At 36.7% G+C, this 14,817-nt stretch carries 15 protein-coding genes; 10 read left to right on the forward strand and 5 right to left on the reverse strand.

Annotation, left to right across the window (positions count from 1 at the left end):
- Positions 1–38 precede the first annotated feature (38 nt).
- Entirely contained in the window at positions 39–956 is a 918-nt protein-coding gene (locus ACHUE4_RS00190) for a COX15/CtaA family protein (protein ID WP_394187252.1), read from the reverse strand.
- 343 nt (positions 957–1,299) lie between these two features.
- Here ACHUE4_RS00190 and cyoE point away from each other — a divergent pair, with 343 nt between their 5' ends.
- From cyoE to ACHUE4_RS00225, 7 genes are all read left to right on the forward strand, one after another.
- Entirely contained in the window at positions 1,300–2,217 is a 918-nt protein-coding gene (cyoE, locus tag ACHUE4_RS00195) for a heme o synthase (RefSeq protein WP_394187253.1), read from the forward strand.
- Between the two features lie 96 nt (positions 2,218–2,313).
- Complete coding sequence (gene coxB, locus ACHUE4_RS00200; RefSeq protein WP_394187254.1) at positions 2,314–3,408, forward strand: cytochrome c oxidase subunit II; 1,095 nt, start codon at positions 2,314–2,316, stop codon at positions 3,406–3,408.
- Between the two features lie 33 nt (positions 3,409–3,441).
- Positions 3,442–5,307, forward strand: coding sequence for a cytochrome c oxidase subunit I (ctaD, locus tag ACHUE4_RS00205; protein ID WP_394187255.1), 1,866 nt, complete (start codon positions 3,442–3,444; stop codon positions 5,305–5,307).
- Positions 5,307–5,933, forward strand: a complete 627-nt coding sequence (locus ACHUE4_RS00210; protein WP_394187256.1) for a cytochrome (ubi)quinol oxidase subunit III — start codon at positions 5,307–5,309, stop codon at positions 5,931–5,933. The genes ctaD and ACHUE4_RS00210 overlap by 1 nt, the downstream gene beginning before the upstream one ends.
- Before the next feature lies 1 nt (position 5,934).
- Positions 5,935–6,267 (forward strand): cytochrome c oxidase subunit IVB, encoded by a 333-nt coding sequence (gene ctaF / locus ACHUE4_RS00215; RefSeq protein WP_394187257.1) that lies wholly within the window; start codon positions 5,935–5,937, stop codon positions 6,265–6,267.
- A gap of 137 nt (positions 6,268–6,404) precedes the next feature.
- Positions 6,405–7,319, forward strand: coding sequence for a cytochrome c oxidase assembly factor CtaG (ctaG, locus tag ACHUE4_RS00220; RefSeq protein ID WP_394187548.1), 915 nt, complete (start codon positions 6,405–6,407; stop codon positions 7,317–7,319).
- A gap of 36 nt (positions 7,320–7,355) precedes the next feature.
- The gene (locus tag ACHUE4_RS00225; protein ID WP_394187258.1) at positions 7,356–7,817 is read left to right on the forward strand and encodes a DUF420 domain-containing protein; all 462 of its coding nucleotides are present in this window, start codon (positions 7,356–7,358) and stop codon (positions 7,815–7,817) included.
- 248 nt (positions 7,818–8,065) lie between these two features.
- Here the strand turns inward: ACHUE4_RS00225 and ytvI are convergent, their stop codons facing one another.
- Together ytvI and ACHUE4_RS00235 are read right to left on the reverse strand one after the other, a co-directional pair.
- Complete coding sequence (gene ytvI, locus ACHUE4_RS00230) at positions 8,066–9,124, reverse strand: sporulation integral membrane protein YtvI (RefSeq protein WP_394187259.1); 1,059 nt, start codon at positions 9,122–9,124, stop codon at positions 8,066–8,068.
- A gap of 103 nt (positions 9,125–9,227) precedes the next feature.
- A complete protein-coding gene (locus ACHUE4_RS00235; RefSeq protein ID WP_394187260.1) occupies positions 9,228–9,593 on the reverse strand; it encodes a YugN family protein in 366 nt (121 codons plus the stop codon).
- Positions 9,594–9,743: 150 nt separating this feature from the next.
- Here ACHUE4_RS00235 and ACHUE4_RS00240 point away from each other — a divergent pair, with 150 nt between their 5' ends.
- Complete coding sequence (locus ACHUE4_RS00240) at positions 9,744–10,832, forward strand: CAP domain-containing protein (RefSeq protein ID WP_394187261.1); 1,089 nt, start codon at positions 9,744–9,746, stop codon at positions 10,830–10,832.
- 12 nt (positions 10,833–10,844) lie between these two features.
- Here ACHUE4_RS00240 and ACHUE4_RS00245 read toward each other — a convergent pair whose 3' ends face one another.
- Positions 10,845–11,573, reverse strand: a complete 729-nt coding sequence (locus ACHUE4_RS00245; RefSeq protein WP_394187262.1) for an amino acid kinase family protein — start codon at positions 11,571–11,573, stop codon at positions 10,845–10,847.
- 110 nt (positions 11,574–11,683) lie between these two features.
- On the opposite strand from ACHUE4_RS00245, the gene ACHUE4_RS00250 reads away from it, so the two are divergent.
- Entirely contained in the window at positions 11,684–13,153 is a 1,470-nt protein-coding gene (locus tag ACHUE4_RS00250; RefSeq protein WP_394187263.1) for a UDP-N-acetylmuramoyl-L-alanyl-D-glutamate--2,6-diaminopimelate ligase, read from the forward strand.
- Here the strand turns inward: ACHUE4_RS00250 and ACHUE4_RS00255 are convergent.
- Positions 13,109–13,594, reverse strand: a complete 486-nt coding sequence (locus ACHUE4_RS00255; RefSeq protein WP_394187264.1) for a PaaI family thioesterase — start codon at positions 13,592–13,594, stop codon at positions 13,109–13,111. The two genes, ACHUE4_RS00250 and ACHUE4_RS00255, sit on opposite strands and share 45 nt — an antisense overlap.
- 260 nt (positions 13,595–13,854) lie before the next feature.
- On the opposite strand from ACHUE4_RS00255, the gene ACHUE4_RS00260 reads away from it, so the two are divergent.
- The gene (locus ACHUE4_RS00260) at positions 13,855–14,304 is read left to right on the forward strand and encodes a YlbF/YmcA family competence regulator (RefSeq protein WP_394187265.1); all 450 of its coding nucleotides are present in this window, start codon (positions 13,855–13,857) and stop codon (positions 14,302–14,304) included.
- The last annotated feature ends 513 nt before the right edge of the window (positions 14,305–14,817 follow it).

Genomic DNA, 14,817 nt, shown 5'->3' on the forward strand with positions numbered 1-14,817 from the left:
AACAGCAATCACCCTATTTAAGGTGATTGCTGAATCATTTATTTAGTCATTTTTGAACGGCTCCGAGATAACAATAAAATCATGTAGCATAATAAACCGAATAAAAGAGATATTAAAAGTGAATGTAATAGCGCAATGAACAGATTTAATTTTGTTAAAACGACGAGCATTCCAGTAGTTGCTTGAAGTGTAACAATGATAAATGCGATAATCCATCCGTAATACAACACTTTTTGATCCTTGTAATGTTTAAATGCATGCCACGCGATTCCTGCAATCCAAAGAAATATTAATGCAGCAGCAGATCGATGGCCCATTTGAACCCATTCATACATATTGGTTGGGAGGGTAAATTGGTCATTTCGACAAAGTGGCCAATCCGAGCAAATGAGACTAGAATCGGTATGTCTAACTAGAGCACCTGTATAGACCACCACATATGAATACAACGCTACACCAATCGTATTCCATTTTAGCGTTTTACCAATACGTAATTTATGGGTGTCAAATTTACGATCTACTTCAAAAATTAGAAGGGTAAGTAATAGAACGGAAGTAAAAGAAATGAGTGAAATTCCGAAATGTAGTGCAAGAATAAAGTCTCCTTGCCCCCACTTAACTTGAGCAGCGCCAATTAATGCTTGCAAAATGAGGAAAAACATGGCGAGAAATGCTAAAAATTTTGTTTCTCTAACATGACCAAGAGCTCGCCATGACCAAACTGATAAAATGAGAATTAATATACCGACCGCTCCTGTTACTAGGCGGTGAGAGAATTCGATTAATACTTCGGTTGTTATTTTGTCCGGAATTAGTTGTCCATTACATCCCGGCCAATTTCTGCCACAACCCATACCACTATCTGTTTTGGTGACGAGTGCACCACCGAGTAAGATAAGAAGCATTCCAATTGTTGCAGCAAAAGCGAACCATTTCAGGTATTTACTTTGTTGCATAAGTGACACCTACTTTGCCTATACTGATCATCTTAAATGAATAAAACTCTTCATATAAGAGACACCTGCTTGTTTGATAATAGCTAAGAATAGGCTAAAAAACAACGTATATGACGAAAAAAAAGGTTTTAAAGAAGTCATTTCACAAATTGTTCATAAAAAAGTCCCTTTCCATTCACAAATGTTTTTCCAAAATGGATTACTATAAAGATGTTGTGTCGAATTGATGGGCAAAAATGTTCGTCATTTCTAGCTAATTTCAACTTACGTATAGAAAAAACTACAGTTTTTCGATATAGTAAGTGTAGCGGAATATGCTTACAACTTTGAAAGGAGGAGTTTCATGTCAAACGGTCGCGCGTTAACTGCAAGTGCAGAAGCGGATCCTGAAACAACAACGTTTGTGAAGGACTTTCTTGCATTAATTAAAATTGGTATTGTTAACTCTAATCTCGTGACAACATTTACGGGTTTATGGCTAGCATTTCAATTTACAAATCGTCATTTTTTAAATGAACTGGATCTCATGTTCTATACATTATTTGGGGCAGCATTGATCATTGCGGGTTCTGGCGCTATGAATAACTTCATTGATCGTGATATCGATCCAATTATGTCGAGAACAAAATCTAGACCAACTGTAACAGGTCGTTTCTCACCAGCACCCGTTTTGGCCATTGCTCTGTCCTTTTTGGTTGTTGGCGAAATTTTGTTATTTATGGCATCGGTTTCTGCCGGTGTATGGGGACTAGCTGGAATAATCAGCTACGTTGTTTTGTACACGATGTGGTCCAAAAGAAAGCATGTAAGCAATACAATTGTTGGTAGTATCTCAGGAGCCATCCCACCTGTTATTGGTTGGGCAGCTGTTGAACCAGCACTTGGTTGGGGAGCTTTAGCGTTATTCCTCATTATGTTTGCATGGCAACCCCCACATTTTTACGCTCTAGCAATGAAACGGACAGAAGAATACCGAGCAGCAGGCATTCCAATGCTTCCTGTGGTAAAGGGTTTTGCACGTACTAAGAAATCAATGTTGGTATGGGTACTTATCTTATTCCCTCTCCCGTTTTTACTAATGGAGCTCGGAACATGGTTCTTGATTTTAGCTACTGCTTTAAATGTGGGATGGCTCGTACTTGCAATAAAAGGCTTTAAAGCGGAAGATGATTTAAAATGGGCAAATGGCATGTTTATTTACTCGTTAAATTACATGACAATCCTATTTGTATCGATGATCATTTTCTCGATTTTCAGTTGAAATTTAAATTCTTTTATCTAAAAAGAATTTAAATAGAACTGAACCTAAGTCACAAAACACAAGAATATAACTACGAAAGAGGGGTTTGATTAAGCTATGATGAAAGGGCTCAAAAAGTGGCGTCTCTTTTCAATGCTGACAGCTCTAATGATTTTCTTAGCTGGATGTGGTAATGAGCAATTATCGACACTTACACCTGCTGGACAAGTGGGTAAAGATCAATTAAATTTGATGATTCTAGCTACGGCAATAATGGTTTTAGTGATCATCGTTGTAATGATTGTTTATATCTTTGCAATTGTGAAGTTTCGTCGTTCTAAACTTGGGGAAGATTTCATTCCTAAACAAGTAGAAGGTAATCACACACTTGAAATTATTTGGACAACAGTTCCGATTATTTTACTATTAATATTGACTGTCCCAACTGTAATTGCTACATACGATTTAGCTGATACAAAAGGTATGGACAAAAAAGATGAAAACGGAAACAAAACAGCTGTTACGGTAAATGTTGAAGCTAATCTGTATTGGTGGGAGTTTGAATATCCTGATTTAGGAATTGTTACTGCTCAAGAATTAGTAGTCCCTACAGGAGAAAAAGTTTATTTCAATTTAAAAGCCGCTGACGTTAAACACTCTTTTTGGATTCCAGCAGCTGGTGGTAAATTGGATACAAACGTTGATGGTATAAACACATTCTTCCTTGATTTTGACAAACCTTCAGATTCTCTTGAAGAAGGCGTATTTTATGGAAAGTGTGCTGAACTTTGTGGACCTTCACATGCTTTAATGGACTTTAAGGTAAAAACTTTAGAGCGTGAAGACTTTAATGCATGGGTAGAAGACATGAAGGCTTCAGCTGACCGAGCAGCTCCTGAAACGGCAGTTGCACAAGAAGGTCAAGAAATATTTGAACAGAGCTGTATCTCTTGTCACGCTGTTTCTGGCGCAGGAACTACTGGTGGTGTTGGACCTAACTTAGCAACATTTGGTGACCGTAATCGAGTTGCAGGTTTCCTGGAAAAAGACGAAGAAAATATTAAAAATTGGATTAAAGATCCACAAGAATTTAAACCAGGAAATAGAATGCCACAACCTGAAGATTTGCCAGGTAGAAATGGTAAAGAACTTTCAGATCAAGAGCTTACTGCTCTTACAGAATATTTAATGGGATTATCTGTTGAAGAGTAATCTTCTCAGAATGACTTGAAGGAGGTTAAAGTTGTGAGTTCAATCGCACAGAAAAAAGGCTTTGGCGCCACATTATGGGACTATTTAACAACAGTTGACCATAAGAAAATTGCCATCCTTTACCTCATTACCGGCGGATTTTTCTTTATCGTTGGTGGTATTGAGGCTATGCTTATTCGTATACAGCTTATGAAACCGGATAACGATTTTATAGCTGCAGGATTGTTTAACGAAATTATTACCATGCACGGAACAACCATGATTTTCCTTGCAGCGATGCCATTATTATTTGGTTTCATGAATGCGGTGGTTCCTTTGCAAATCGGTGCACGTGACGTAGCGTTTCCATTTTTAAATGCATTAGGTTTTTGGATGTTCTTCTTTGGAGGAGTTTTCTTAAACTTGTCATGGTTCTTAGGTGGAGCTCCTGATGCAGGTTGGACTTCATATGCATCATTAGCAATATCTTCCCCTGGCCATGGTATAGATTTTTATGCTTTAGGACTTCAAATATCGGGTGGTGGTACGTTAATAGCAGGGATTAACTTCCTTGTGACTATTATTAACATGCGTGCGCCAGGTATGACTTATATGCGTATGCCACTATTTACGTGGAGTACTTTTGTAGCTTCGGCGTTAATATTATTCGCATTCCCTCCACTTACAGTTGGTCTATTCTTAATGATTTTTGACCGTATGTTTGGAGCTAATTTCTTTGACCATACAATGGGTGGTAACACGATTATTTGGGAACATTTATTCTGGATATTTGGTCACCCTGAAGTATACATCTTGATTTTACCAGCATTCGGTATTTTCTCGGAAATTTTCGCAACTTTCTCTCGTAAACGTCTATTTGGATACTCAGCGATGGTCTTTGCAACCGTGTTAATTGGTTTCTTAGGATTCATGGTTTGGGCTCACCATATGTTTACAACAGGTTTGGGAGCAACTGCTAATGCTATTTTTGCTGTAGCAACGATGGCTATTGCTGTTCCAACCGGGGTAAAAATCTTTAACTGGCTTCTCACAATGTGGGGAGGAAGTATCAAGTTCACAACACCAATGTTATATGCGGTAGGATTTATTCCTTCGTTCGTAGCAGGTGGTGTAACAGGTGTTATGCAAGCGTCAGCACCTTTAGATTATCAATTACATGATTCTTACTTCATCGTAGCGCATTTCCACTACGTTATTGTTGGTGGGGTAGTACTAGGCTTACTAGCTGGATTACATTACTACTGGCCGTTAATGTTTAACACAATGTTAGATGAAGCAATGGGTAAAATTACGTTCTGGTTATTCTTCTTAGGGTTCCATTTAACGTTCTTTATTCAACATTTCTTAGGTCTTCTTGGTATGCCACGTCGTGTATTTACTTACGGGAAAGATCAAGGTTGGGATCTATTCAATGCAATTAGTTCTTCCGGTGCTGTACTTATGGCGGCTGGTGTAATTGTTCTTGTTGTGAACATTGTTATGACAATTGCTAAGAACGTACCAGTGGGTCGCGACCCATGGGGTGATGGACGTACGTTAGAGTGGGCAATTCCACAACCGGTACCGTTCTATAACTTTAAACAAATTCCTTTAGTTCGTGGGTTAGATACTTACTGGATTGAGAAACAAGAAGGAAATGTAGAAGGAATGACATATGCTGAACCAATCGGTGATATTCATATGCCAAACAATTCGATAATTCCTTTCATTATGTCATTCGGTTTATTCGTAGGTGCTTTTGGTGCCTTGTATAATGGTGAAAAATCATGGGCAATACCAGTTTTAGGATTGGGATTACTCATTACATTTGCAGCAATGGCAACTCGTTCTTTGAAAGATGATCTTGGATACCATATTCACAAAGAAGATTTATTGAATAAAAAAGGGGGTAAACACTAATGGACTTAAATACTAAGTACACTCCCCATTCATGGCCAGATCATCCGGAAAGTGCAACCCTAGAAGGGAAAAATAAATTTCTAGGTTTCTGGTTGTTCCTTGGCGGTGAAACAGTTTTGTTCGCGAGTCTATTTGCAACTTATTTGGCTCTTAAAAATCGTGGACCAAGTGGAATGGAATATACAACGCAAGAATTATTTGAATTACCTTTAGTTTTCATTATGACAATGTTACTTTTAACATCGTCCTTAACAAGTGTTTACGCGATGTACCATATGAAAAACTATAATTTCAAAGCGATGCAAGCATGGTTAGCTGTAACAGTTCTTTTAGGTGCAGCTTTCTTAGGTTTAGAAATTTACGAGTTTTCTGAATATATACATGAAGGATTTACTTATACTCAAAGTGCTTTTAGTTCTGCGTTCTTTACATTAGTAGGAACACACGGGCTTCATGTATTAATTGGTCTTGGATGGTTTATACTATTGATGCTTCGTAATGCTAAACGTGGTTTAAATCTTTATAATGCACCTAAGTTTTATGTAGCCTCTTTATACTGGCACTTTATTGACGTCGTATGGGTATTCATCTTTACGGTAGTATACTTGATGGGAGTGATTGGTTAAGATGGCACATGATGTACACACACACGTAAAATCAACTATCGAATTTGAATATGCGCGTCGTCGTGCAGCAAATGAGATGCGTGGTCAAGTGACAACGTTTGCGATTATGATTTTCTTAACTTTAATCGCTTTTACAATGGTTTTAGCAGGATTTTCGGTTTACTTAGTTATTCCGTTCATTTTGCTACTTGCTGCAATCCAAGTGGTTTTACAGCTTTACTACTTTATGCATATGAGCCATAAAGGACACGAAACAGCTACATTATTCCTGTATTCAGGTGCTTTAATTGCAGCGATTACTGTTCTTACTTTCTTAACGATTGTTTGGTTGTAAAATTTAAGTAAAGAGTGAGGAAAGAGAAATCTTTCTTTACTCTTTTTTTGTTTTGAGGATTGTCATAGTTCGTTCATTGAAGTTCTGTTTGGAGAGACATATAATAAAGGTATTGAAAAAAAGGAGCGATCAATATGATGCCTTTAAATATATTCGGATTTCAAGCATTATGGAGTCCCTATTTATTAGCTTTTACACTCTTGATCATTGGAGTCTATTTTCTCTTTACAATAAAGTGGCGAAATCGTTTTATAGGAAGTCAACCATTAAAGATAAGGGAAGCAAATTCTTTTGTAATTGCGCTTATTCTCTTTTACATTGTAAAAGGATCACCAATTGATTTACTTGCTCATATTTTATTTTCAGTCCATATGGTTCAAATGGCGTTATTATTAATGTTGATACCACCATTGCTCATTTCGGGTATACCACCATGGATGTGGAGAAGTTTTTTATCTGTAAAAGTATTTAAAATTGTGTTTCGTTTTTTCACTAAACCCATTTTGGCATTACTTGTTTTTAGTGCATTGTTTTCTGTTTACCATATACCTGTTGTGTTGGATACGATCAAACTGTATGATTGGTTGCATAGTTTAGTGACATTTATTGTATTCTTATCGGCTTTATTTTTTTGGTGGCCTATTGTCAATAAATTGGAAGGCGAAAATCAAGTGCATGGCTTAAAAAAAATAGGTTATATCATAGGGAATGCTATTTTAATTACTCCTGCTTGTGCACTAATTATCTTTGCTACAAATCCTATGTATTCGACCTATTCTAATGGTGAGGCATGGTTGAAGGCAATGGAGTTATGTGTACCAGCTTCAACTTTATCTACTTTAAACTTATCAGGACCTGAATTATTTACAAATATGCCAGTAGTTGAAGATCAGCAACTTGGTGGCATCATTATGAAGATTATTCAAGAGGTCATTTATGGTGTCTTTTTGGCTATGATTTTCTTCCAATGGTATAAGTCAGAGCAAGATAATGCGGACGAAATAACGCAAAAAGCTTTAGACGACCGACAAGCAATTGCGTCTCATCAGTAAGAAAACAAATTTCGATCGATGATAGGAGAATTAGCCATGGACTTACCATTATTACCAACAATCAGTACTTTCTTCATTGTTTTAAGTGCGGTGCTTGTAGCGATTGGATGGACATTGATAAAACAAAAAAAGATAGAAGCTCATAAGAAAACAATGTTTGCAGCAGCAATTTCAGCCATTTTATTCTTCATCATTTATGTTTCTCGAACAATTTTTGTTGGAAACACAGCTTTTGGGGGACCGGAAGAATATAAAATTTACTATACGATCTTTCTAGTTTTTCATATTTGCTTAGCAACAACGGGTGCTGTCTTTGGCATTAGTACTTTGCTAACTGGATATAAGAACAACTTGAAAATCCATCGTAAACTAGGACCCATTACAAGTATTATTTGGTTTTTCACTGCAATCACAGGAGTAGCCGTTTATTCGTTACTTTATGTCATTTATCAAGGTGGAGAAACAACTTCTGTTATTAAAGCAATATTAGGATTTTAATAAGTAACGCCAACAATCTCATTTTGGATCGTTGGCGTTTTTTCTAATAATAGTGACGAATTTCCAATGATCCAAAGAAAGAACCATTCATAATCGGATTAGCTCACAGATGCTTTTAATGATATGAATTAGAAAATGCGTCTCAAACCCTAAGAGTGACATTTATGGCCTAGCTTCCTCACGAACAAGGGGAGGTAGGACAGTCATTCTAAAGGAGTGACACGCATTTTTTTAGTATCTACTAATTCTTATAATTTAAAGTTCGTCTTCACGATTCCTGCTTCTTTAGCAGTTGTGAAAATGATGACAACGAAGGGTCCGATTATTAACCCTAGGAATCCAAAGATTTGTAACCCTATGAACATGGCAATTAAAGTTGCAAGAGGAGATAACCCAATTTGAGAACCCATTAACTTTGGTTCCACAGCTCTTCGAATGATTAACAATACTAAAGCTAATATTGCGAGCTTTGTTCCTAAGGCAATATCGCCAGTTATAAATTGATAAAGAGACCATGGACCAACAATAGCGATCGAACCAAGTATTGGAATGATATCGATAATCCATATAACGATAGACATCACCAGTGCATATTCAGGAGCTATAATTAATAAGCCAATGAAACTAGCTACTAATATAAATAGACTAGCTAAAAACTGAGCTTTCATAAATCCAAAGATGACGGAGTTTAACCGGGACGTCATAAATCGAACTTTTTCTGCGCTTGAAGGAGTTAAATGACGAAACACCATCTTTTTTAAATCAGTTAAATCAAGCATAAATAAGAATAAAGTGATTATGTAAACGATAAAACTCACTAAAAAATTAGGGATTTCAGTTAATAACCCACTGATGCTGTCTGAGTCTATGATTCCAAGAACCGCTTTTTGAGCACTACTAAAAAATGTTTTCAACTCTTGATTAATTGATTCAATCACTTCAGTTGGCATTCCTTGTGTAAAACTAACAAGTTTACTTTGAACATTCATCCAGGAGAGGGAAAGCGTGTTGAAGTAGTCTGGAGCAATTTTGGAAAGTTGAATAATTTGACCAATAATTTGGGTAATCGTGAAGTATAAAACTCCTGAAATAACCAATAAAAAAAGAATAAAGACTGTAATAACACTTGTTTTTCGCTTCCAAGAAAATTTAAATTTACTCCACTTAACGATCGGTTCTAAGAGAAATGCCGTAATCAGAGCGAGAATAATTGGAATTGAAATGGGTAACACAAAGGTAATAAATAAAATAGCAAGTAAAGCTAGTAGAGCAAGTATGAGAACCTTTTTTGTCAGCCATTTGGGCAATGAATACACCTCTTTTCCACTGTTCTTATAAGTATAGACAAGAAAAAGAACTTTGAACAGATGAAAAAAAACGCCATGGAAAATTTATTTCCAGGCGTTTATATTATGCACGAATTTCAAAAGCGTTTAAATCCGTTTTAACAGCTGCTAAAGTTTGTTGGCATGATTTCACTAAGTGAGCAGGAAAGACTTCTTGGTCCCCATATTCTACACCGTGTGGATAATAATGCTTTCCTACAACTGGTTTCATTAAAGTGATGATTGCATCATGTGATCCAATATCGCCTTCTGGTGTGAAACCAAATATACGAAGATAGAAAGTACCTTCTTTAATTTCATATTTCTTATCATACGTTACACGTTCGTAATCCCATTGACCTTCACGAACCAATCCGTGCTTTAACATGATTTCATCCAGCAATTCTAAATCAGCTGCTGTATTTTCAAGACCAGTATTTTCAAAATACATAGATTCGTCCTCCTTTAAATGCATTATACCTATGAAGCGTTCCATTTTATAATAGTTGAAATTACGTTTTGTTGCAATGACAACATTGTGTCTAAACACTTTTCATTGATATAATAGACTCATCTCTCCAAGAATAAAGGAGTTTTCGATTTGAAGGTATTGGTTCGAGTTCTTATATTAATGGCCATAATGTTGACCTTATTTTTCTATTCAGACCAATCCGTGAAAGAAAACGACGTTTTAGAAGCCCCAAATTCAAGTGGGCAAGCGATTCCACAACCTAACTTGCAGCCTCCAAATGAAACAAATTCAATTGCAAGACCAGCGAGTGGTCTATCAACTTTAATTGGTCAGGAAACTTCTGGGCTTATTTCACAGTTCGGAGGTCCAAATCGTATTGAAGCGTCTGCATTCGGATATTCATGGTGGATTTATAACGAATCTCCATCCTTATTTATGATGGTTGGCGTCAATAAAGATATCATAAATCAAGTATATATTGCTGGAAACAAATTAGATGCCGCACCTTTTCAAATACAACAATCCGTAGAAGAGGTATACCGGTTTACGATTATTCAGAATGAAATTTCTGTCGGTATTGATGATAATAATTATACCTTTTCTTTAGGACAAGAAGATGTGATGAATCGCATACTTGTTGAGTTTGATGGCTTATATGCTCAAGTATATGTTGATAAAGTGGACAGGGAAATTGAAGCCATTCGTTTTACGGATCCGAAAACATTAGTGTTGCATCAACCTTATGAGATGAGTTATAAAGGCGACTACTTAGCACCTAGTGTCCCATCAACATCTGAGCAAAAAGAAATTGATGAATCAAATGAACGACAAACTTTTGATTTAACTAATTTATTTAGATTAAGACATGATATTCGTCAGGTTGAACCAGATCTTTCTTTGAGCATGGTTGCTCGAAAACATAGTGAAGATATGGCTATTCAAAACTATTTTTCACATGAATCACCTAATTACGGGGATTTAGAGGATCGATTGAAAGAGGCTGAAATACCATTTACAACTGCTGGAGAAAATATCGCTGCTTTCTACTTTGATCCCATTGAAGTAGTGCATGGGTGGTTAAATTCTCCAGATCATAGAGAAATGTTATTAAATGAGGACTTCACACATGTAGGATCCGGGGCATTTGGAAAATATTACACGCAAAATTTTGTTGAACGTGAAATAAGCGAAATGCCAAAAGCGGATAATGAAAGATAATGTATAAATTCATTAACGAACAATGGTTCCTTCATCGGAGCTTCCAAATTGTCTAATATGCAGTGGTATTTGGTGAGTAGTCGCTAAATCCACTGCTTTTTTTTGTAAAATAGGATGACCTTTTATACAATGCGAAGCTAATTCTGCATATGAAATTTCTTTTAATATCGAAGCTTCCTTATTTAACTTGGGATCATCCGTCATTACACCAGGTACGTCTTTATAAAACTCAACCATTTTCACTCGAAAGTTGACCGCCATTAGAATAGCAGTTAAATCACTTCCGCCTCTACCTAAAGTCGTAAAACGATGATTCGTTGTTATACCTTGAAAACCTGGAACAATTACACACGGGACTTGTTGTAAAAATTCTTCAATGTATTGTGTAGACGTTTTAATAATGGTCGCATTTCCAAAATGGTCATCTGTAAATAATCCCGAATGGATGCCATATGCTAATTGACAGGGTATCTGCTCCTTAATTAGCTCCGCTGCTAAAACAGATGAAGCTAATAACTCTCCACAACTAGCTGCGAGATCCTGCGCTTCAGGAGCGCTTTTAAATGCCTCGCTTAAATGTATCAAAGAATCCGTTGAATATGGTTCACCAGCTCGGCCCATAGCTGATACGACGACTATGACAGAATTATGAAGACGAATGGCATCTTTAATATGTTGAATGCATGCTGCTCGAGATTTTTCATCTCGCATCGCGATTCCTCCAAATTTTTGAACAATCATTTATCCAGCTCCTCATCAAATTGGTGACACTTTTTCTTTTTCTTACATACGCTGAACGTATCTTGACTGTAATGTATTCAAGTGCGCAATTATTGTGTAGGAGGGGAAGTATGTCCTGCTTTATTGCAGATTTATTAAAAGACTGGCCGTGTACCTGGATTCAAGGGTCTTTTGCACAACCCATATACGGAATAAAAGACGATTCTCGAAAAATAAAAAAAGGGGATCTATTTGTTGCGATTAATGGAAAAAAAGATAAAGGCAGAATTTATATAAATGAAGCGATTCAAAAAGGTGCAATTTGCATTATTTCAGAGGAAAAAGTAGATGAAATTCTAAATCCATCAATCGCCTTTGCAACTGTACCCAATACAAAAACATTTCTTTCTCATGCCTGTGCAAGATTTTTTGGAAACCCTAGTGAAAAATTACATGTTATTGCGGTTACCGGTACAAACGGAAAGACAACTGTTAGTCATTTGATTGGACAATTATTAGATTCTCAAGGCGTTCAAGTAGCTGTCATTGGGACACTGGGTCTCTTTATTAATGGAAAAAAGATACACCAATTTCATTCGAATTTAACGACGTGGTCAGCTATAGAATTGCATCAAACTTTAGCTTATTGTGTGAACAATCATGTAACACATGTTGTTTTGGAAGCTTCATCTATGGGATTAGCTCAACATCGTCTTGATCACTGTTCCATTGACCAAGGTGTATTTTTAAATTTGGGTCACGATCATTTAGAGGATCATGCTGGATTTGAAGAGTACGGAAAATCAAAGCGCAAACTAATAAACTTGTGTAAACAGATTGTGGCGAATGAAGATGATGAGTATTGGAATGAACATGTAACGAAAAGTGATAAACCGGTAGATTGGTTTAATAGTGGTCAAATCGAACTTGTGGAAATGAAGTCCAACCAAATGTTGATTCGATTAAAAGGGGATCGAACAATTATTCCTATCCAATTTACAGGGGTGTTCAATGTAGCCAATTTAGCTGCAGCTCTAATGACACTTAACCAAATTGGATTTTCTGCTAATTTGCTAAAACCGTTTTTATCTTACTTGTCGTTACCAATGGGAAGGTTGCAAATGGTAGAAGGGGATTATTGTGAAGTATTTATAGATTACGCACATACACCTGAAGCCCTTCAACAAGTCCTTGAATCATTACGAGACTTTGTCAAAGGGCGATTAGTTTTGGTCTTCGGTTGTGGAGGGGATAGAGATCATGAGAAAAGGTCAGAAATGGGGAAGATTGCAAGCATGTATGCCGATAAGGTGATTGTCACTTCAGATAATCCGCGTTCAGAAAACCCAATTGACATATGCCACGATATCATTAAAGATCTTCCAAGCCTTTCAACCATACATGTAGAACTTGATCGGAAAGAAGCGATTGAAAAAGCACTTCAGCTTGCAAATCAACTAGATACGGTTTTGATTGCAGGAAAGGGACACGAAACTACTCAACATATTGGCTCAAACATAATCCCTCTATCAGATGAACAAATCGTTAAAGAGTTTTTAGCTCGTCGCAACGACAAAGAAAGAGCCGGTAGCGATTGCTAACTTTCTGCCAGTATTATCTGTCACAACACTTTCAATAACCATTGTGCGTTTTCCTTTGTGTGCATACTGAGCTGTGGCGTGAATCTGATCGCCTGTGCCAATCGATAAATAATTGATTGATAAATTAGTCGTCACAGCAGCAAATCCTTCTGTTAAAGATTGATTCGCCAGTATCCCCATTGCTGTATCCATGATTCCTGCTAAAATTCCACCATGCGGTATTCCTAATGAATTATAGATGTATGGAGTTATTGGAATAGTCACTGTACAACTCGTATCCGTAACTGTGCGTTCAAGTAATAAACTACTCGACAGGTAAGTGGAGGTCTCTTCATTTTGTTTACGTTGTAGACCTTCCATTAGTTGATCGAGTATATGCAAATCTTGATCGGATGCCTCATTTAGTATTTTGTTAAATCTATTTGTTAGTTCTTGTTTCATCCTAATTCTCCTTTGAATTTAGCTCTAATATGTGTTGCTGTTGTTATGCCTCTAAACATTTCTAGCGTGGAAAGCGTATCGTTTTGGGCCATCCACAGTGAGGGTTGCGGTTGAAGAGTCCAGGATTCATGAGTCTCATAAGTATTGTTTATTTAAGATTTTATTAACAATAAAAGTAAATTTAGTCTTAAATTAAAAAGCATCTCGTTCACTCTTTGGAAACTATCTGTTATGATATAGAAAGATTGGAGGGATGTCCGATGATGATTACATCTGAATGGGCAAATATCATGGATGATGCTGATGATTTAGCGCAAATGATTTTATCCTCTGAACAAGCAACACGATATAAAGAAGCATATTTTGCCGTGTATACTGATGAATTATTAGCAAGACAAATAACTTCTTTTACTCGTTTAAAAGAACATTATGAAGATGTTCAACGCTTCGGGAAGTATCATCCAGATTATTCAACGGTTATGAAATCAATTCGTGTTCAAAAAAGAGAACTTGATATGAATGACCGTGTAGCAACTTTAAAATTGGCTGAAAACGAATTGCAAGATTTGTTAGACGAAGTCAGCTTACTTATAGGTAAAACCGTTTCTGAATCTGTAAAGGTTTCAGTCAGCAATCCCTTTTTCGCTACTGAAAGTTCATGTAGCACGGGTAGTTGCGGAACTGGTGGTTCATGCGGATGTTCGGCATAGCAGAAAACAAAGCTTGCACCTGAAAAGGTGCAAGCTTTCAGTTTGTTTGTAGACAAATAAATGTTGATTTACATTGTGGCGGACGCTTTCCGCGGGCAAGACTTCAGCCGCTTCCCTCGCGTTGCTCAGTGCAGGGTCTTCAGTTCTTGCTCATTCCGCCGGAGTCGCCGCCTCCATTCCAATCAACAGAAATCACAGTAAATATGAATATTATTATTTGGATTTTGTTTATTTATATCTTTTTGATTTAATATGTCCAACTAAAAAATAGTATAAACAATATATGACATCGAGCCTGATAAGGCGAGATTTTCTTGTCCAAAAATTACTGTATCATTGAATGATTAATTTTGAGAAACTTTCTTGACTATCCTTCAAATTATGTTGTAATTAGGCGCAATGTCAAAAATATTTTTTGTCAAACATGCATGATAAACATAACGCTGCAAACTACTGTAGTTGGAAAGTGGTCAGTTATTTCTGAAGACTCCTGCGGAAAAACGAAACACGCTA

It is taken from the genome of Paenisporosarcina quisquiliarum (assembly GCF_043641925.1).
Taxonomy (GTDB): Bacteria; Bacillota; Bacilli; order Bacillales_A; family Planococcaceae; genus Paenisporosarcina; species Paenisporosarcina quisquiliarum_A.